At 74.3% G+C, this 17,691-nt stretch carries 15 protein-coding genes; 8 read left to right on the top strand and 7 right to left on the bottom strand.

What is annotated here, in order from left to right:
- Positions 1–262 precede the first annotated feature (262 nt).
- The 4 genes from E7744_RS01040 to E7744_RS15895 form a co-directional block, all read right to left on the bottom strand.
- Complete coding sequence (locus tag E7744_RS01040) at positions 263–2,086, bottom strand: thiamine pyrophosphate-binding protein (protein ID WP_137772509.1); 1,824 nt, start codon at positions 2,084–2,086, stop codon at positions 263–265.
- A 153-nt stretch (positions 2,087–2,239) separates the two neighbouring features.
- Entirely contained in the window at positions 2,240–2,737 is a 498-nt protein-coding gene (locus E7744_RS01035) for an Lrp/AsnC family transcriptional regulator (protein ID WP_137772508.1), read from the bottom strand.
- 130 nt (positions 2,738–2,867) lie between these two features.
- Entirely contained in the window at positions 2,868–3,317 is a 450-nt protein-coding gene (trxA, locus tag E7744_RS01030; protein ID WP_137772507.1) for a thioredoxin, read from the bottom strand.
- A gap of 265 nt (positions 3,318–3,582) precedes the next feature.
- The gene (locus tag E7744_RS15895) at positions 3,583–4,269 is read right to left on the bottom strand and encodes a MarR family winged helix-turn-helix transcriptional regulator (RefSeq protein ID WP_246858493.1); all 687 of its coding nucleotides are present in this window, start codon (positions 4,267–4,269) and stop codon (positions 3,583–3,585) included.
- Positions 4,270–4,365: 96 nt separating this feature from the next.
- Between E7744_RS15895 and E7744_RS01015 the strand changes: the two genes are divergently transcribed.
- The 5 genes from E7744_RS01015 (at position 4,366) to E7744_RS00995 (ending at position 12,054) form a co-directional block, all read left to right on the top strand.
- The gene (locus E7744_RS01015; RefSeq protein WP_137772506.1) at positions 4,366–6,306 is read left to right on the top strand and encodes an ABC transporter ATP-binding protein; all 1,941 of its coding nucleotides are present in this window, start codon (positions 4,366–4,368) and stop codon (positions 6,304–6,306) included.
- Positions 6,307–6,476: 170 nt separating this feature from the next.
- Positions 6,477–7,238 (top strand): SDR family oxidoreductase, encoded by a 762-nt coding sequence (locus E7744_RS01010; protein ID WP_137772505.1) that lies wholly within the window; start codon positions 6,477–6,479, stop codon positions 7,236–7,238.
- Positions 7,239–7,444: 206 nt separating this feature from the next.
- Positions 7,445–8,581, top strand: coding sequence for a M14 family zinc carboxypeptidase (locus E7744_RS01005; protein WP_137772504.1), 1,137 nt, complete (start codon positions 7,445–7,447; stop codon positions 8,579–8,581).
- 176 nt (positions 8,582–8,757) lie between these two features.
- A complete protein-coding gene (locus tag E7744_RS01000) occupies positions 8,758–10,986 on the top strand; it encodes a catalase (protein ID WP_137772503.1) in 2,229 nt (742 codons plus the stop codon).
- Between the two features lie 324 nt (positions 10,987–11,310).
- Positions 11,311–12,054: an MBL fold metallo-hydrolase gene (locus E7744_RS00995; RefSeq protein ID WP_137772502.1), complete on the top strand. Its 744-nt coding sequence runs from the start codon at positions 11,311–11,313 to the stop codon at positions 12,052–12,054.
- 132 nt (positions 12,055–12,186) lie between these two features.
- Here E7744_RS00995 and E7744_RS00990 read toward each other — a convergent pair whose 3' ends face one another.
- Positions 12,187–12,534 (bottom strand): hypothetical protein, encoded by a 348-nt coding sequence (locus tag E7744_RS00990; protein WP_137772501.1) that lies wholly within the window; start codon positions 12,532–12,534, stop codon positions 12,187–12,189.
- A gap of 124 nt (positions 12,535–12,658) precedes the next feature.
- Complete coding sequence (locus tag E7744_RS00985; RefSeq protein WP_246858492.1) at positions 12,659–13,054, bottom strand: hypothetical protein; 396 nt, start codon at positions 13,052–13,054, stop codon at positions 12,659–12,661.
- Positions 13,055–13,406: 352 nt separating this feature from the next.
- On the opposite strand from E7744_RS00985, the gene E7744_RS00980 reads away from it, so the two are divergent.
- On the top strand, positions 13,407–14,870 hold the full coding sequence (locus E7744_RS00980; RefSeq protein ID WP_137772500.1) for a YdiU family protein: 1,464 nt from the start codon (positions 13,407–13,409) through the stop codon (positions 14,868–14,870).
- 158 nt (positions 14,871–15,028) lie between these two features.
- On the opposite strand, the gene E7744_RS00975 is transcribed toward E7744_RS00980, so the two are convergent.
- Positions 15,029–15,562 (bottom strand): metallophosphoesterase, encoded by a 534-nt coding sequence (locus tag E7744_RS00975; RefSeq protein WP_137772499.1) that lies wholly within the window; start codon positions 15,560–15,562, stop codon positions 15,029–15,031.
- A gap of 151 nt (positions 15,563–15,713) precedes the next feature.
- On the opposite strand from E7744_RS00975, the gene E7744_RS00970 reads away from it, so the two are divergent.
- Both E7744_RS00970 and E7744_RS00965 read left to right on the top strand, forming a co-directional pair.
- The gene (locus E7744_RS00970; RefSeq protein ID WP_246858491.1) at positions 15,714–17,144 is read left to right on the top strand and encodes an O-acetylhomoserine aminocarboxypropyltransferase/cysteine synthase family protein; all 1,431 of its coding nucleotides are present in this window, start codon (positions 15,714–15,716) and stop codon (positions 17,142–17,144) included.
- Positions 17,141–17,656 (top strand): CoA-binding protein, encoded by a 516-nt coding sequence (locus E7744_RS00965; protein ID WP_137772498.1) that lies wholly within the window; start codon positions 17,141–17,143, stop codon positions 17,654–17,656. The genes E7744_RS00970 and E7744_RS00965 overlap by 4 nt, the downstream gene beginning before the upstream one ends.
- Positions 17,657–17,691: the final 35 nt, after the last annotated feature.

Here is a 17,691-nt window from a genome sequence, read left to right as displayed (position 1 = left end):
GCGTAGCCGAGCCGACAGGGCACGCCCCGGTCGCCATCCCGCCCCGGGGCCGCGGACCCATCCCCAGGTACCGTCGCCAGCAATTGAGTCACAGTGTCGGAGCGGCCCGGGACCCCGTCAAGGCCTCCGAACCCCCATCTGGCGGTCGAAAGTGCACCGAGAACAGGTCCGAACAGGGCCTTTCCGGGGCGCTTTCGACCGCTGGATGCGCGGGGTGGGTGAAGGGAGTCGGTGCCGGGGCCTCAGTCCACCAGCAGGGGCCTCAGTCCACCGGCAGCGGCCGCGGGGCCGGCCGGGCGCCGGCCATCGACTCGGCCATGTACTCCGCGACCACGTGCTGGGAGATGGGCAGGTCCAGGACGAACACGCCGCGCGAGCCCCGGGCCACCCAGTCGCGCAGCGCGTCCAGGTCCGCCAGGCTGCGGGCCCGCATGCCCTCGGCCCCGAACGCCCGGCCGAGCGCGGCGAAGTCGACCTCGGGGATGAGCATCGCCCGGTCGTCCAGCCCGCGGGCGGCGTACTGGTGGATCTCGGCGCCGTAGGCGGCGTCGTTGAACACGACCACCACGCCGGAGGCGGCCTGGCGCACGAAGGACTCGAAGTCGGCCAGTGCCATCAGCCCGCCGCCGTCGCCGGTCACGAGCACCGTGGTGCGCTCGGGCCGGGCCACCGCGGCGCCCACCGCCGAGGGGAAGCCGAGCCCGATCGACTGGAAGGCCGTCCCGACGAACAGGTGCGAGCGCGGGTCCGGCACCGAGCACGTCAGCGGGATCCAGCCGATGAAGTGCCCGCCGTCCTGCACGAAGGTCCGCTCGGCGGGCAGGATCTCCTCGAGTGCCAGCGCCATGGTCCGCGGGTCGAGCCGGCCGTCCTCGGCCAGCCCGTCCTGCGGGGAGCCGTCGGCCTTCACCGGCTCCACCGCCGGGGCCGCGGGGATGGGCCGGCGGGCGCGCCAGCCGCCGTCGGGACGGCCGTTCTGCGCCGGGGTGGCACCCAGGCCGGCGGCCAGGGCGTCCAGGGCGGCGCCGGCATCGGCGAGGAGGAAGTGGTCGGTGCGCCCGTGGCGGGCGGCGGCGCGGGCGTCCACCTGGAGCACGGTGGCCTCCGGGGCGAACAGCGTGCCGTAGCGCATCTGGAACGGGTTCATGCCGGCGCCGACGACGAGCACCACGTCCGCCTGCCGCATGATCGCCGCCCGCTCGACCCGGGCGAAGCCGCCCGCGATGCCGAGGTCGCCTGCGGGCCCGGCCACGTTCCGGGCCATCACCGAAGTGGCGAGGAACGCCCCGTGCGCGTCGGCCAGCCGGCGCAGCGCCGCCGGGGCGCCCGGGGAGTCCACGACGCCGCGGCCCGCGACGACCAGCGGCCGCTCGGCGCCGCGCAGCGCGGCCCGGAAGGCCTCGAGGTCGGCCTCCGTGGGAGCGGACACGGCGGCAGGCAGGGCGGCGGCCAGGCTCCCCGGCCGGGTGGCGGGCCCGCCCGCGGGGTCCGCGGCCGGCGTCGGGACCGGTGCCTCGGCCGCCCCCGGAACGGAGCCGGCCCGCACGGGCGCCTCGACCAGGTCGTAGGGGATGGCGACGACGATCGGGCGGGACCCCGCGGCGGCGCGGGCGTAGGCGTCGCGCACCTGGGCGGCGGGATCGCGGTCGTCGAGGCGGACGGTCTCGACGCCGGCCGCGGCGGCCATGCCGACCTGGTCGACGTCGAAGAAGCGCGGGCCCGTGGTGGGGGCGTCGCCGACGATGAGCACGAGCGGGACACGCGCCAGGGCGGCCTCGGACAGGGCGGTGAGGGTGTTGGTGAAGCCGGCGCCGTAGGTGACGGTGGCGGTGGCGATCCGGCCCGACGCGCGGAAGGCGGCGTCCGCGGCGGCGACGGCCCCCGCCTCGTGCCGGACGGTGACGTACGGGAAACCGGTGGAGGTCAGCTCGCTGACCAGGTGCGCGTTGCCGTTGCCCATCAGGCCGAACAGGCACGTGGCGTGCTCGCGGACCACCTGCGCCACGGCCTGGGGCACGGTGGGCACGCGGGGCGCGGCCGGGACGGACTCGGCGGTGGTGACGGGGGTGTCGGCGACGGCGGTCATGGCGGCGCTCCTCGGGTCTCGGGTCGTCAGGGCTCTCGAGAGCGAGTGTGGCCACGATCCGGGCACTGTGCAATCGTCGCGCCGATCAGTGTCCAGTCTGTGCAATCTGTCCGGGGCCGAGGTCCAGTGACCGAGCATTCTGGCCAGTCGAGGTCAGGCAGGCCCGCCAGGCTGCCGGCCGTCGCGCGCGACCGCGTGGAGCAGCGGCAGGGTGCGCCCCTGCTCGTGCGTGCGCAGGGCGAGGGAGGACGAGGTCCGGGCGACCCCGGGGACCTGCGAGATCCGGTCCAGCACGTCCTGCAGGTCGGAGCCGTTGCGGGCCACCACGCGCAGGTGGAGGTCGTGGTCCCCCGTGACCGTGTAGAGGTCGGTGACCTCGGGGATGGCCTCGAGGATGGCCTCGGTGACGGGCTCGTGCCCCACGTGCTGGTTGATGTCCACGGAGCAGAACGCCACGAGGTCGTAGCCGAAGCCGGCCGGGTCCACCTGGGGCACGATCGCGGAGATGACCCCCTCGGCGTGCAGCCGGGCCAGCCGGCTCGTGACCGTGCCGCGGGCCACCCCGAGCCGCCGGGCGCACTCGAGCACCGGCAGCTGCGGGGAGTCCGTCAGCAACTGGATGAGCCGGGCGTCGAGGTCATCGGGGCGCATGCCCCCATCCTCGCACCGCCCCCCCCCGAATGCGCCTGGCGGTCGATTCCGCCCCGGTCGTGACCCGCTTCCGGGGCCGGACGGGGCGGAATCGACCGCCAGGTGCAGGGAGGAGACGAGGGGGGGCGGATCAGCGCCCGTGCAGGGAGTTCAGCTGCTCCGCGGCGGACTCGACGGCCTCCTCGGCGGAGGGCTCGTCGTGCTGGTGGCCGCCCTGCTGGGCGGCCTGCTCCTCGGCGAGCCGGCGCACCTCCGCGATGTCCAGGCCCTTGACCTGGTCCAGCAGCTGGTCCAGGGCGGATCCGGGCAGGGCACCGGCCTGGGAGAACACCAGGACGCCGCCGCGGAAGGCCATCAGGGTGGGGATGGAGGTGATGCCGGCCATCGCGGCCAGCTGCTGCTCGGCCTCGGTGTCCACCTTGGCGAACACGACGTCGGGGTGCTTCTCCGAGGCGGCATCGAACACGGGGGCGAACTGGCGGCAGGGCCCGCACCAGGCGGCCCAGAAGTCGACGAGGACGGTGTCGTTCTCGGCGACGGTGGTGCCGAAGGAGTCGACGGTGAGGTCTACGGTGGCCATGGGAGTCCTTCCGGATCGAGGGCGATTCTGGCGGGTACAGCGACCCGGGCCCCCGAGATATTCCCCCGGGGGTATTTCCCGACGGCGGCGCCCCGCCCTCGCGCTCCGACCTTCCCGACCACGACGCACCGCCCCCGCACCCGGATGTCATGGCCCAGGAGACTCGTCACCTCCGGGACCGCACATGACGAGTCTCCCGGGTCATGACGGACGGGCTGCGACGGGCGAAGCGCGACGGAATGGCGAGCGCAGCGGTCGGCCGCACCTACGGGCGTCCGCGCACCAGTTCGCCGAGCAGCCGGGCGAGCTCGGCCCGGTCCGGTTCCGAGAGCACGGAGAAGTAGTCACCGGCCTGCCGCCGTCGCTCCTCCCGCACCTGCGAGCGCACCTCCGCGCCCCGGTCCGTCAGCACGATGCGGGTGGCGCGGCGGTCGGCCGGGTCGGGACGGCGCTCCACGAGCCCCTTGGCCTGCAGCTGGTCCACGACCTCCGTGGCCGAGCGCGGGGCGATGCGCAGCCGCTCGGCGAGGTCCTTCAGTCGCAGCCCCTCGGAGACCGTCCCCGCACACGCCCCCGCTTCCGGCGTGGTTCCCTGGCCCGAGGCCGGTTCGGCTCCCTCCCCCGGGGCCGGTTCGGCTCCCTCCCCCGGGGCCGGCGCGGTTCCCCGCTCCGCCCCAGGTCCGGAACGCGCCACCGCTGCCGAGGCGCCGCCGTCGGGATCCAGCGCGGGCCCGTCACCCCCGACCGCCGGCGCCGAACCGGAGCGCCCGCGCAGGACCTCCGCATGGCGGTGCGCACCCCCGCCGATCGCCTGGAGGGCGCGGAACTGGTACGGGCTCAGGTCGAAGGGGGCCAGCTGCTCGCTCCAGCGGTGACGCAGGCGGCGGAAGGCGACGTGCATGAGGTCGCCGAGGTCGGGCGTGGCGCCGGGAGGCTCCGCGGGTGAAGGCATGGCTCCATCGTACCGACTTCTTGAACGGTTACCTCTTAGTGAGGTAACCTCCCTTTATCCCCACCCCAGGAGGCCCTCACGAAGGAGCACCTGCCCATGCCGTCCCTCGCCCCGCACGCCACCGCTCCCCTGCCCGGCACCCCCGCCGGCAGTCCCGCCGATCCCGCCACCGGCCCCGCTCCCGGCCGCCCCGGCCGCGGCCCCGCCCGCCTCGACCCCGCCGACCGTGCCCAGCTGCAGCGCCACCCCGTCTCCCTGCGCCGGATCGCGGCCCTCTTCGCCCCGCACCGGGCGACCCTCGCCGTCGTGGTCCTGCTGATCACCGCCTCCTCCCTCATCACCCTCGCCCAGCCCTTCCTGGTGCGCGGGGTGATCGACGACGCGCTGCCCCACGGCGACCTCCCGCTGCTGGCCCGGCTCACCGCGGCCATGGTGGTCGTCGCGGCGCTGACCGCGGTGATCGGCGTGGTGCAGACGTGGCTGGCCACGCGGATGGGCCAGCGGGTCATGCACGCCCTGCGCGTGCGGCTGTTCACGCACCTGCAGGGGCAGTCGCTGTCCTTCTTCACGCGCACCCGCGGCGGGGAGGTCCAGTCGCGCCTGACCAACGACATCGCGGGCATGCAGTCCGTGGTCACCTCCACGGCCACGGGCGTGGCGACGAACGTGACCACCACCGTGGGCACCGCGGTCGCCATGGTGGCCCTGTCCCCGCAGCTGTCCCTCATCTCCCTCGTGGTGCTGCCCCCGGCCATCTGGCTCTCCCGGCGCGTGGCGATGATCCGCCGCCGGGTCCCGGACGAGCGCCAGCAGGCCCTGGCCGCGCTGCACACGCAGGTCGAGGAGGGGCTGAGCGTGTCCGGCGTGCGCCTGGCCAAGACCCTGGGCACCACCGCGCGGGACGCCGAGCGCTTCACCGCCCGCTCCGAGTCCCTCATCGCCCTGGAGCTGCGCTCCCAGCTGGCCGGCCGGTGGCGGATGGCCACCATGCAGGTCGTCTTCGCCGCCATCCCCGCGGTGATCTACCTGGCGGCGGGGCTGCCGGCCACCTCCGAGGGCATGACCATCGGCACGCTCGTGGCGTTCACCGCCCTGCAGGGCCAGGTGTTCCGTCCCGTCATGGGGCTGCTGAACATCGGCGTGCAGTGGGTGACCGCCCTGGCCTTCTTCTCCCGCATCTTCGAGTACCTGGACCTGGTCCCCGAGGTCGCCCCGCCGGACGCGCCGGTGGCGCTGGACCCGGCGGGCGTGCGCGGCGAGGTCCGCCTCGAGCAGGTCTGCTTCGCCTACGACGACGGCGCCCGCCCCGGGGCGGACCCCGCACCCGGCGCGCAGCCCGCCTCCCGCCCGGTCCTGGACCGCGTGGACCTGGTGCTGCCGGCCGGGTCGACGACGGCCGTCGTCGGGCCCACCGGCTCCGGCAAGTCCACCCTCGCCGCCCTGCTCCCCCGGCTCCACGACCCCGCCGGCGGACGGGTGACGATCGACGGCGTGGACGTCCGCCAGATCGCCCCGGCGGACCTCTCCCGGATCGTCGGGGTGGTGTCCCAGGAGACGTACCTGGTGCACGCCTCGGTGCGGGAGAACCTGCTGCTGGCCGACCCGCAGGCCACCGACGACCGGCTGTGGGAGGTGCTCGGCGCCGCCTCGCTCGCCGAGGCGATCGCCGCCCTGCCCGAGGGGCTCGACACCCTCGTCGGCGCCCGCGGCCACCGCTTCTCCGGCGGGGAGCAGCAGCGGCTCGCGATCGCGCGGACCCTGCTGCGCAACCCCCCGGTGCTCGTGCTGGACGAGGCGACCTCCGCCCTGGACAACACCACGGAGGCGCGCGTGCAGGCGGCCCTGGACCGGCTGGCCGTGGGGCGGACCACGCTGATGATCGCCCACCGCCTGTCCACCGTCACGCGGGCGGACCAGGTGGTGGTGCTCGACGGCGGCCGGATCGTCGAGCGCGGAACCCCGGCCGAGCTCGCGGTCGCGGGCGGGCCGTTCAGCGCGCTCACGGCCCGGGGCGAGCCCGCGGCCCTGCCGGCGTGAGGGGCCGGGGCGGGTTCCGCAGGGCGGAACCCTCGCCCCTGGACTCGACGGCGGCGCCGGGGCGGCGTAGGACTGGGGGACCAACCGAACCGTGAGGACCTCCTGACGGGCCCTCTCCCCAGTGGACCTGGCGCCCCGGGCCCGTCCTCCGCAGTGCACGAGGAGAACCCATGTCCCAGCGAGTGCTCGTCACCGCCGGCGCCTCCGGCATCGGCCTGGCCATCGCGAAGGCCTTCGCCGCCACCGGCGACCGCGTCCACATCGCGGACGTCGATCCCGAGGCCGTGCGGGCCGCACTGGCGGAGAACCCGTCCCTGTCCGCCTCCGTGGGAGACGTCAGCAGGGCCGCGGACGTGGACGCCATGATGGCAGACGTCCGCGAACACCTCGGCGGGCTGGACGTCCTGGTGTCCAACGCCGGCATCGCCGGGCCCACCGCCCCGGTCGAGGAGTACGACCCGGAGGCCTGGAACGCCGTGGTCACCGTCAACCTCACCGGGTCCTTCGAGGTGGTCCGCAAGGCCGTGCCGCTGCTGAAGGAGAACGGTCGCGGCACCATCCTGGTCATGTCCTCGCTGGCCGGCCGCGTCGGCTACCCGAACCGGATCGCGTACGCCACCACCAAGTGGGGACTGGTCGGCTTCACCAAGACCCTGTCCCTCGAACTCGGCCCGCACGGCATCACCGTGAACTCCATCCATCCCGGCGGGGTCGAGGGCCCGCGCCTGGACCGGGTCTTCGAGGGCCGCGCCGCCGTCTCGGGGCGCACCGTGGAGCAGGAGCGCCAGGCCGCCCTGGACAACCAGGCGATCAAGTCCTTCACGGCCCCGGCGGACATCGCCGCCCTGGCCGTCTTCCTCGCCGGCCCGGCCGCCCGCACCATCTCCGGCCAGCAGTTCAGCATCGACGGCGACTCGAAGGCGGCCCAGTGACGGCATCCGCCCCCTGACGAGTCCGGACGGGCCCCGGAGGTCGCGCGCGGGCAGCCCGGCCATGCCTTGACGGAGGGCGGGGCAGCCGGTTGACTGACGTGATCCGCGTCACGCCCCCGGAAGCGCGGTGCGCCCCGTCCTCGTGGTGGTTCCATTCCACCGCGGCCCGGCCAGGACCTGGCCCGGGCCCGTCTCGAGAGGACCCCATGACCCGCCCGTCACACTCCGCACCGCACCGCACCACCTCCCCCGCAGCACCCGAGGCCTCGCCCGCCGCAGCCCCGCACCCGGGGCGCCGGCGCACCGGCCGGCTGGCCGCCGTCGTGCTCACCGCCGGGCTGGCCCTCGGCTCCGGCCTGGCCGCCCAGCCGGCCCTCGCCGTCGGGGAGGGCCCCAACTACGGGGGCCACGAGACCGTCAACACCTCGATCCTCACCACCTACGACGAGCTCGTGGCCGAGCTGCAGACGCAGGACGCGCGGCAGGAGGCCATGGAGCTGGAGGTGATCGGCCAGACCGTCAAGGGCCGGGACATCCACCTCGTGAAGTACCTCTCCGACCCGGAGAACCCGACGATCCTGTACCTCACCCAGCAGCACGGCAACGAGCAGCTGACCACCGAGGGCGCGCTGTCCTTCATCAGGTCCCTCGGTACCGGGAAGATGGGCGGCGTCCTGGAGGACGTCAACATCCTCGTGCTGCCGATGCTCAACGCGGACGGCGCCATGGGGGACGTGGACTTCCCCCTGGACGACTACATCGCCTCGGGCGAGCGCCACCTCACCCGGTACAACGCGAACGAGGTGGACCTGAACCGGGACCACGTCACGAAGGTCGAACCGGAGACGCGCGCGCTGCACGAGAACGTGCTGCAGGCCTACGACATCGACTACATGATCGACCTGCACCACCAGGGCAGCCGCTCGCAGGCCGACGGAGAGCTCGTGTCCGGCTCCATCCTCTACCCGACCACCCCGAACGTGGACGCGGACGTGCTCGAGGGATCGCAGCGCCTGGGCTCGGTCGTGTACGGCGCGATCGAGCCGACCGGCTGGGGCCACCTGGGCAGGTACGTGGGCGGCACCAACGAGGACATCGGGCGCAACGGGATCGCGGTGGAGTACGGCATCTCCACCCTGCTGTTCGAGATGCGCGGCATGGCCGACCACGAGAACGAGGGCTCCGTGCTGGGCCAGAAGTCCAACGGCTACCTCATCCGGCAGACCGTCACCACGCTCGAGGCCACGGCCCGGGCGATCGCGGACGGCTCGGTCGATACCGCGGACACCTCCTTCTGGGAGACGCTGACCCCGCAGTCCTGGGCGGGCTGGCCGGCCGAGTGATCCGGGTGGCCGCGGGCCGACCGGGAGTCGCCGCGGGCTGATCCGACGCGCGGTGGGGCGGGACGGCGCCCGTTCCACCCCACCACCCGCCGGCCCCCGGCATCACGGACTGGCCAAACCCCGGGCGGTCGTGCTTACGGTGGGCCTTCGAGATCCCAGGCGAAAGGCGAGGAACCATGACGGACCGCAAGCACCAGCCGAAGATCCCCGGGTCCCCGGGCAGCGGGGAGCCCACCCTCGAGGAGCCCACCACCCCGGCGGGCCCGCCGCCGCCGGCGCCGGACCAGACGGGTCCGGCCACGGTCTCGCCCACGGGGCAGGAGACGGGGGCGCCGCAGGAGGCCATGGGCCAGGGCGGGGAGTTCCTCACCACCGCGCACGGGGCGCGGCTGCGGGACACGGACCACTCGCTCAAGGCGGGTCCCCGCGGGGCCATCCTGCTGCAGGACCACCACTTCCGCGAGAAGATCAGCCACTTCGACCACGAGCGCATCCCCGAGCGCGTGGTGCACGCCCGCGGTGCGGGCGCCCACGGCGTCTTCGAGGGCTACGGGACGGCCTCGCGCATCTGCCGGGCCGGGGTGTTCGAGAAGGGGAAGCAGACGGACGTCTTCGTCCGGTTCTCCACCGTGGTCGGCTCCCGCGGGTCCACGGACCTGGCCCGGGACACCCGCGGCTTCGCCACCAAGTTCTACACGGACGAGGGCACGTGGGACCTGGTGGGCAACAACATCCCGGTGTTCTTCATCCAGGACGCCATCAAGTTCCCGGACGTGGTCCACGCCGTGAAGCCGCACCCGGACCGGGAGATCCCGCAGGCCCAGTCCGCGCACGACACCTTCTGGGACTTCGCCTCGCTGCACACCGAGTCCCAGCACCACACCATCTGGTTCATGGCCGACCGCGGCATCCCGCGGTCCTACCGGATGATGGAGGGCTTCGGCGTCCACACCTTCCGGCTCATCGCCCCGGACGACTCCACGGTCCTGGTGAAGTTCCACTGGAAGCCCAAGCTCGGCGTGCACTCGGTGACGTGGGAGGAGGCCCAGCTCATCAGCGGCGCGGACCCGGACTTCCACCGCCGGGACCTGGCCGACGCGATCGAGGCCGGCGCCTTCCCCGAGTGGGAACTGGGCGTGCAGGTCTTCGAGGACACCGAGGACCAGACGTTCGCGGGCATCGACCTGCTGGACCCCACCAAGATCGTGCCGGAGGAGCTCGTCCCGGTGGAGCCGATCGGCAAGATGACGCTAAACCGGAACCCCTCGAACTACTTCGCCGAGACCGAGCAGGTCGCGTTCAACCCCAACAACCTCGTCCCCGGCATCGACGTCACCAACGATCCCCTGCTGCAGGGCCGGCTGTTCTCCTACCTGGACACCCAGCTCTCCCGCCTGGGCGGGCCGAACTGGACCCAGCTGCCGATCAACCGACCGCACGCGGCCGTCAACGACATGCTGCGGGACGGCATGCACCAGACCGCGGTGCACCGGGGCGTGGCCCCCTACCGGCCCAACACCCTGGACGGCGGCAACCCCTTCGAGACGCCCGACGGCGACCGGCCGTTCATCGACCACCCCGCCCCGGTGCCCGCCGGGGTGAAGGAGCGGGCGCTGCCCGCCTCCTTCGACGACCACTTCAGCCAGGCGCGGCTGTTCTTCCAGTCGCTGAGCCCGGTGGAGAAGGAGCACGTCGCGCAGGCGTACACCTTCGAGCTCGGCAAGTGCTACGAGCAGGTCATCCGGGAGCGGCAGCTGCGGGCGCTGGCGAACATCGACACCACGCTCGCCGAGGTGGTCGCCGAGGGCCTGGGCCTGCCGGCGCCCGAGCCGGACGGTGCCCTGCCCGAAGTCGAGCCGTCCCCGGCGCTGTCCCAGGTGGGCGGGGAGTGGCCGGTGGACGGCCGCCAGGTCGGCATCGTGGTGGGCCCGGAGGTGGACACGGGGACCGTGGCCGAGGCCGTGTCCGCCGTGGAGGACGCCGGCATGGTCCCGCTCATCGTCGCCCCCTCCGGCGGCCCGGCCGCCGAGCGGCTGCTGGGCCAGGACCTCATGGCGCAGCGGACCTACCTGACGGCCCGGTCCATCGAGTTCGACGCGCTCATCCTCGCCTCGGCCACGCCGCCGGCCCCGGACGCCGCCCACGGGCTGGACGCCAAGGCCGCGGCGGCCGGGCCCTCGGGCATCGACCCGCGCGTGGCCCTGCTGGTGCAGGAGGCATGGCGCCAGGCCAAGGCCATCGCCGCCGTCGGCGCGGGCCGGGAGGTCCTGGAGACGCTCGGCGTCGAGGACAGCGCCGGGGTGCTCACCGGGAAGGGCGGCAAGGACGTGGTGCAGCAACTCCTGCCCCTGCTGAAGGCCCACCGCGCCTGGGAGCGGTTCCCCACCACGGGCCGATTCGGGTGAGCGCCGGCGGCCGCGGCCCCCGGCGCCCGCGAGCGCCGAACCGGCCGGGGCCGCGGGGCTGAACGATCCCAGAATGCTCCCAGCCGACATGGGGCGGGTTCCCACCCGCGCTCCCTAGGCTGGAGCCACCTCATCAAGGTGCGAGTGATGACAGGGGGCCCCGGGCCCGGCAGATGCGTTCCCCTCACGCAGCCGGATCACCCGGGGCCCTGCTCGTGCCCGGCCCCTTCCCCTCGGGGTGGCCCGCCTGCCTACGGTGGGCGGACACCCGGACCCGGGACGTCCCCGTCCCGGACCACACGCCGAACCGTTGCAGGAGGAACCATGTTCACCCAGAACGTCGCCCCGGGCGTCCACCTGATCGAGCACGCGCACGTCAACTGCTACCTGCTCGAGGACGACGACGGCCTCACCCTCGTCGACGCCGGCCTGCCCGCCGTCTGGCGGGAACTGGGCGAGGCGATCCGGACGCTCGGCCGCACGCCGCGGGACCTCAAGGCCCTCGTGCTGACCCACGCCCACTTCGACCACGTGGGCGTGGCCCGCCGGCTGGTGCGGACGCTGGGCATCCCCGTGTACGCGCACCGGCTGGAGTACCGGCTGGCCGCCCACCCGTACCGGTACGCCCACGAGAACCCCCGGGCCGTCTACCCGATCCAGCACCCGCGGGCGGTGCCCGTGCTGGGCTCGATGCTCGCGGCCGGGGCGTTCGCCGTGAGGGGCGTGCAGGCGACCGAGCCCCTCGAGCCCGGCGCCACGGTCCCGGTCCCCGGCCGTCCGCGCGTCGTGGCCAGCCCCGGGCACACGGAGGGCCACTGCGCCCTGCACCTGCCGGAGCGGGACGTCCTGCTCAGCGGCGACGCCCTCGTGACGCTGGACCCCTACACGGGCCGTACGGGCCCGCGGATCGTCGCGGGGGCGGCCACGGCGGACAGCACCCTCGCCCTGGCCAGCCTGGACGCGCTGGCCGAGACGGGCGCCGGGATGGTGCTCACGGGCCACGGCCGCCCGTGGGACCGGGGCGCGGTCGCGGCGGTCGCCGAGGCGCGCCGGCACGGGCGCGCCTGATCGGGCGGCCCGGGCCGTCCGACCAAACCGGGCTGGCCGGTCGCTCGCCCCGGCCATGACATCACCGCCCTGAAGGCCGTCCTGTCACCGCCCTTGCGCGGTGGGCGCCGCAGCCCGGACCATCCGGCCGGTTCAGCCGACGAGGCGGTCCGTGCGGCCGAGGTCGTCGATCGACCGGACCGGGAACTGGCGCACCGGCCGGGTCGGCAGCGGGTCGATCGGCTCCCAGCCGGCGCGGCGCAGGGCGTCCGTGTAGACGTCCGGCTCCCAGTCCTCGGAGACGGGGACCGGCACGGTGTAGTGCACGGACCCGGCGTCCACGACGCACCCGTCCACGTCCACGAGGGAGCCCTCGCCGATGATGATGTCGCTGAACCACCCGCAGGGTCCGTCCAGTCCGGTCAGGCCCCGACGCGTCGGGTCCTGCAGGTCCGCCACGTATTCGGCATCGCCGAAACAGGCAGTGAATGTGCTCGTCATTGAGCTGGTTCCTTCCCCCAGGGCATGCACCCGCCAGATCGCAGCGCACCTGCCGACGGGTTCCCGTCATGGTCCATGGGACGGCGGAGACTGTCAAGGGACGTGACGCGCTGCGACGGGGACGTTACCGGCGGGCGGCCGCCGAGCGGAGGGCCCAGGCCGCCAGCCACCCGGCCTCGACGGCGGCGTCCGCGAGGTACACCCGGCGGATGCTGCCGCTGCCGCCGTAGACGGCGTCGACCGCCCCGAAGGCCAGGGCCGAGCCGACCCCGAGCCGGCGGGCGGCGGCCCGCCCCGGGGCGGTCCCGCGGGAGCGGAGCATCGTCCAGCCGATGGTGGCCGTCAGCCCGGCCACGGTCTGCACGAGCCACCGGTCCACCTTGGGCCCGGTGACCGCCTCGAAGCTGCGGTAGTGGACCAGCGGCCAGGTGCCCGTGACCAACAGGTACAGGCCCTGCGCCGCGGCCAGCTCCTCCAGCCGCCGTCCTGCGCCCCGCCGGTGCATGATGTGCCGTCCCATCGCTCCCGCTCCCGTCCGCCTGTCCGTCCGTTCACGTGTCGGCCTGCCCGCATGCCCGCGCGAGGATCCCCGCGCCGGCCTCGCCGCCGAGAATCCTCGCCGCCGCCGGGGCGGCGCGTCGGCACCCTGCCGGGCCCAGCGTAGGGACCGCTGCGCCGCCACGGGGAGGGTCCGCCGTCGCCGCCCCTCGACGGGCACCGCTCCGGTTCCGCCCCGGAACCCCGTGCGGTCACCCGACGGGCCAAGCGGAACTGGACCGGGCGGCGACGGCGGGCGATGCCGGACAGGACCGAGCGGGATCGTCGGACCACCTCCGGACCGGCGACCTTGACCCCCTCGCTACGCTGGCCGCATGACCCCTCCGGACACCGCCGTCGCCCTGCAGTCGCGCTTCGCCACCGAGCTGCCGGAACTGGGCATCCCCTGGCAGGCCGCCGAGTGCCCGGAGCCGCGGCTGCTGGTGCTCAACGAGCCGCTGGCCCGCGAGCTGGGCCTGGACCCCGCGTGGCTGCGCACGCCGGACGGCGTCGAGTTCCTCACCGGCCGGCTCGTGCCGGAGGGTGCCGCCCCGGTGGCGCAGGCCTACGCCGGGCACCAGTTCGGCGTGCCGGTCCCCCGGCTCGGCGACGGGCGGGCCCTGCTGCTGGGCGAGGTCGCCGCCGCGGACGGGACCCTGCAGGACGTGCACCTCAAGGGCTCCGGCCCCACGCCGTTCTCCCGCGGCGGCGACGGCTGGGCCGCCGTCGGACCCATGCTGCGCGAGTTCCTCGTGAGCGAGGCGATGCACGCCCTCGGCATCCCCACCACCCGCTCCCTGGCCGTCGTGGCCACGGGCCGCACCGTCTACCGCGAGGAGGGCCCGCTGCCGGGGGCCCTGCTGGTGCGGGTGGCCGCCAGCCACCTGCGGGTGGGCACCGTGCAGTACGCCCGGGCCCTGCCGCAGGAGGACGTCCTGCCCCGGCTCGTGGAGCACGCGATCGCCCGCCACCACCCGGAGGCGGCCGCGGACGCCAACCCGCCCCTGGCGCTGCTGCGCTCCGTCGTCGCGGCGCAGGCCCGGCTGGTGGCCCAGTGGCTGCTCGTGGGCTTCGTGCACGGCGTGATGAACACGGACAACATGACGCTGTCCGGCGAGACCATCGACTACGGGCCGTGCGCCTTCGTGGACGGCTTCGACCGCGCCGCCGTGTTCAGCTCCATCGACACCTCCGGCCGCTACGCCTACGGCCACCAGCCGGCGATCGCCCAGTGGGACCTCGCGCGCCTGGCCGAGGCGCTGCTGCCGGTGCTGCACGAGGACCCCAACGAGGCGGTCGCCCTGGCCACGGAGGCCGTCGAGGGGTTCGCCCGGGCCTTCGGCACCGCCTACACGGACGGCATCCGCCGCAAGCTCGGGCTGGCCGGGGACGTGCCGGCCGAGACGGTGGGGCCGCTCGCCGACGAGCTGGTCACCCTGATGCACCGCGAGCACCTCGACCACACGGGCCTGTTCCGCCGGCTCGGCCGGGCGGCGGCCGGGGACGCCGGCCCGGCCCGGGCCGTGGTGACCGACCGGCCCACGTTCGACGACTGGCTCGCGCGCTGGCTGGCGCTGGGCCCCGATCCGGCGGTGATGGACGCGACCAACCCGGTGTACATCCCGCGCAACCACCTGGTGGAGGAGGCGCTCGCGGCGGCCCAGGCGGACGACGTCGGGCCCCTCGAGCGCCTGCTCGACGCCGTCACCCGGCCCTACGCGGAACGGCCCGGGTTGGAGCGGTACGCCGAGGGCCCGCCCGAGGACTTCGGCCGCTACCGCACCTTCTGCGGCACCTGACCCCGCCCCTCCCTCCCGGCAACTGGAGGTCGAAAGCGCCCCGGATCAGGGCGGATCAAGGGCGTTTCCGGGGCGGATTCGACCGCTCGATTCCCCGGCAGGACCGGGAGCGCGGGCCGGCGGGAGGCCGGTCAGGGGGTGCGGTCAGGGGGTGCGGGTCAGGGCGTGCGGTCCACCGGGACCAGCCGCACCTCGGCCAGGACCCCGTCCCGCACGAGCGCCGTCATCAGGGTGCACTCGGGCTGGCGGCGGCGGTCCGTGGGCGAGCCCGGGTTGAGCAGGCGCAGCCCCGGGTTCGCGGTGTCCGGCCCCGCCACGGTGTCCCACGGGATGTGGCTGTGGCCGAACACCAGCACGTCCGCGTCCGGGAACGCCGCGGCCATCCGCCGCTCCCGGCCCTTGGCAGCGCCCGTCTCGTGGGTCATGGCGAGGCGCACGCCGCCGATCTCCACCCGCGCCGTCTCCGGCAGGCGTTCGCGCAGCTCCGGGCCGTCGTTGTTGCCCCACACGCCCACCAGCCGCCGGGCACGGGCCTCCAGCTCGTCCAGCAGCTCCGGCACCTGCCAGTCCCCGGCATGGAACACGACGTCGGCCGCCTCCACCGCGTCCCACACCTGTGCCGGGAGCGCGCGGGCCCGGCGCGGGACGTGCGTGTCGGCCAGGAGCAGGAGGCGGACCGGGTCGGAGGGCATGCGGCAAGGCTAGCGGGCCTGCGTCCCGGGCCCGCCGGGTCATCTTTCTACCCCCAGTTGCCCGGAGGGGGCCGAGGTCGGGAACAATGAGACGAAACGGATCCGGCGCGCGCCCGCGCCGCCGGACCCCTCCCCTGCTGGAAGGACCCTCGTGGCAGAACACCAGTTCGGCTTCCGCACCCGCGCCCTGCACGCCGGTGCCGTCCCCGACGCCGTCCACGGCTCCCGCGCCGTGCCGATCCACCAGACCACCTCCTACGTGTTCGAGTCCGCGCAGGACGCCGCCAACCTCTTCGCGCTGCAGAAGTACGGCAACATCTACTCCCGCATCGGCAACCCCACGGTCGCCGCGTTCGAGGAGCGGATCGCCTCGCTCGAGGGCGGCATCGGCGCGGTGGCGACGGCGTCCGGCATGGCCGCCGAGTTCGTCACCTTCGCGGCGCTCGCCCAGGCCGGGGACCACATCGTGGCCTCCTCCAAGCTCTACGGCGGCACCATCACCCAGCTGGACGTCTCGCTGCGCCGCTTCGGGATCGAGACCACCTTCGTGAACTCGATGGAGGCCGAGGACTTCGCCGCGGCCATCCGGCCGAACACCAAGGCCGTCTACACCGAGGTCGTCGCCAACCCGTCCGGGGACATCGTGGACCTGCCGGGCCTGGCCCGCGTGGCCCACGAGGCCGGCGTGCCGCTCGTGGTCGACTCCACGCTCACCCCGCCGTACCTCATCCGCCCGTTCGAGCACGGCGCGGACATCATCATCCACTCCGCCACGAAGTTCCTCGGCGGCCACGGCACCACCCTGGGCGGCGTGGTCGTGGAGTCCGGGCTGTTCCCCTGGGACAACGGCAAGTTCCCGGCGATGACCGAGCCGGTGCCGTCCTACGGGGACGTGTCCTGGTGGGGCAACTTCGGCGAGTACGGCTTCCTGACGAAGCTGCGCTCGGAGCAGCTGCGCGACTTCGGCCCCTCGCTGTCCCCGCAGTCCGCGTTCCAGCTCATGATCGGCGTGGAGACCCTCGCCCAGCGCATGGACGCCCACCTGGCCAACGCCCAGCGCGTGGCCGAGTGGCTCGAGGCGGACGAGCGCGTCAGCTGGGTCAACTACGCCGGGCTCCCGTCCCACCCGCACCACGAGCGCGGCAGGCAGCTGCTGCCGCTGGGCGTGGGCTCCGTGTTCAGCTTCGGCGTCAAGGGTGGCCGGGAGGCCGGTGCCGAGTTCATCGCGAACCTGCAGCTGGCCAGCCACCTGGCCAACATCGGCGACGCCAAGACCCTGGTCCTGCACCCCGCCTCCACCACCCACCAGCAGCTCACGGCCGAGCAGCTCGTGGCCGGCGGCATCCCCGAGGACCTGATCCGCATCTCGGTCGGCATCGAGGACGTCGAGGACATCCTGTGGGACCTGGACCAGGCCCTCGAGGCGGCCGTGAACGGCCCGACGTCGGCCCCGGCGGCCGCCGCGGACGAGGCGCCGGTCCCGGACTCCGTCCCGGCCCCCGCCACGGGTGACCCGAGCGGGAACGCCCCGGCCGCCGTCGGCACCGCAACCCAGGACGCATCCCAGGAGGCCTCCGCATGAGCACCGCACTGCCCGACCGCACCTGGACCGGCCCCTCGGCCCCCGACCGGCTCGCGCTGCTGCGCCGGACGGGGTCCATCGCCATCGTCGGCGCCTCGGACAAGCCCGCGCGCGCGTCCTACTTCGTGGCCACCTACCTGCTGTCCTCGACCACGTTCCGGGTGTACTTCGTCAACCCGATCCTGGCCGAGCAGGGCAAGCAGATCCTCGGCCACCCGGTGTACGCCTCGCTGGCAGACCTGCCCGAGGTCCCGGACCTCGTGGAGGTGTTCCGCAAGGCCTCGGACGCCCCCGGCATCATCGAGGAGGCCCACGAGGCCGGCGCGAAGGCCGTGTGGCTGCAGCTGGGCATCTGGAACGAGGACGCCGCCCATCTGGCGGAGTCCTACGGCATGGACATCGTCATGGACCGGTGCGTGAAGATCGAGCACGCCCGGTTCCACGGCGGGCTGAACCTGGCCGGCTTCAACACGGGGGTCATCTCCTCGAAGCGCCAGGAGCTGGACCGCTAGGACCGGCGAGTCCGGACGGACCGGCAGCATCCGGA

Origin of the sequence: Citricoccus sp. SGAir0253, assembly GCF_005877055.1 — a bacterium.
Classification (GTDB): Bacteria; Actinomycetota; Actinomycetes; order Actinomycetales; family Micrococcaceae; genus Citricoccus.
Note: the sequence above shows the minus strand (reverse complement) of the source record. Positions and strands in the feature narration are given on the sequence as shown.

What these genes read in the sequence shown, in the direction of transcription:
- E7744_RS01015 (WP_137772506.1), top strand. Translation starts at nt 4,366, where the DNA reads ATGCCGTCCCTCGCCCCGCACGCCACCGCTCCCCTGCCCGGCACCCCC.
- trxA (WP_137772507.1), bottom strand. Translation starts at nt 3,317, where the DNA reads ATGGCCACCGTAGACCTCACCGTCGACTCCTTCGGCACCACCGTCGCC.
- E7744_RS01040 (WP_137772509.1), bottom strand. Translation starts at nt 2,086, where the DNA reads ATGACCGCCGTCGCCGACACCCCCGTCACCACCGCCGAGTCCGTCCCG.
- E7744_RS00975 (WP_137772499.1), bottom strand. Translation starts at nt 15,562, where the DNA reads ATGCCCTCCGACCCGGTCCGCCTCCTGCTCCTGGCCGACACGCACGTC.
- E7744_RS01005 (WP_137772504.1), top strand. Translation starts at nt 7,445, where the DNA reads ATGACCCGCCCGTCACACTCCGCACCGCACCGCACCACCTCCCCCGCA.
- E7744_RS00980 (WP_137772500.1), top strand. Translation starts at nt 13,407, where the DNA reads ATGACCCCTCCGGACACCGCCGTCGCCCTGCAGTCGCGCTTCGCCACC.
- E7744_RS00985 (WP_246858492.1), bottom strand. Translation starts at nt 13,054, where the DNA reads ATGGGACGGCACATCATGCACCGGCGGGGCGCAGGACGGCGGCTGGAG.
- E7744_RS01000 (WP_137772503.1), top strand. Translation starts at nt 8,758, where the DNA reads ATGACGGACCGCAAGCACCAGCCGAAGATCCCCGGGTCCCCGGGCAGC.
- E7744_RS01035 (WP_137772508.1), bottom strand. Translation starts at nt 2,737, where the DNA reads ATGCGCCCCGATGACCTCGACGCCCGGCTCATCCAGTTGCTGACGGAC.
- E7744_RS00995 (WP_137772502.1), top strand. Translation starts at nt 11,311, where the DNA reads ATGTTCACCCAGAACGTCGCCCCGGGCGTCCACCTGATCGAGCACGCG.
- E7744_RS00965 (WP_137772498.1), top strand. Translation starts at nt 17,141, where the DNA reads ATGAGCACCGCACTGCCCGACCGCACCTGGACCGGCCCCTCGGCCCCC.
- E7744_RS15895 (WP_246858493.1), bottom strand. Translation starts at nt 4,269, where the DNA reads ATGCCTTCACCCGCGGAGCCTCCCGGCGCCACGCCCGACCTCGGCGAC.
- E7744_RS01010 (WP_137772505.1), top strand. Translation starts at nt 6,477, where the DNA reads ATGTCCCAGCGAGTGCTCGTCACCGCCGGCGCCTCCGGCATCGGCCTG.
- E7744_RS00990 (WP_137772501.1), bottom strand. Translation starts at nt 12,534, where the DNA reads ATGACGAGCACATTCACTGCCTGTTTCGGCGATGCCGAATACGTGGCG.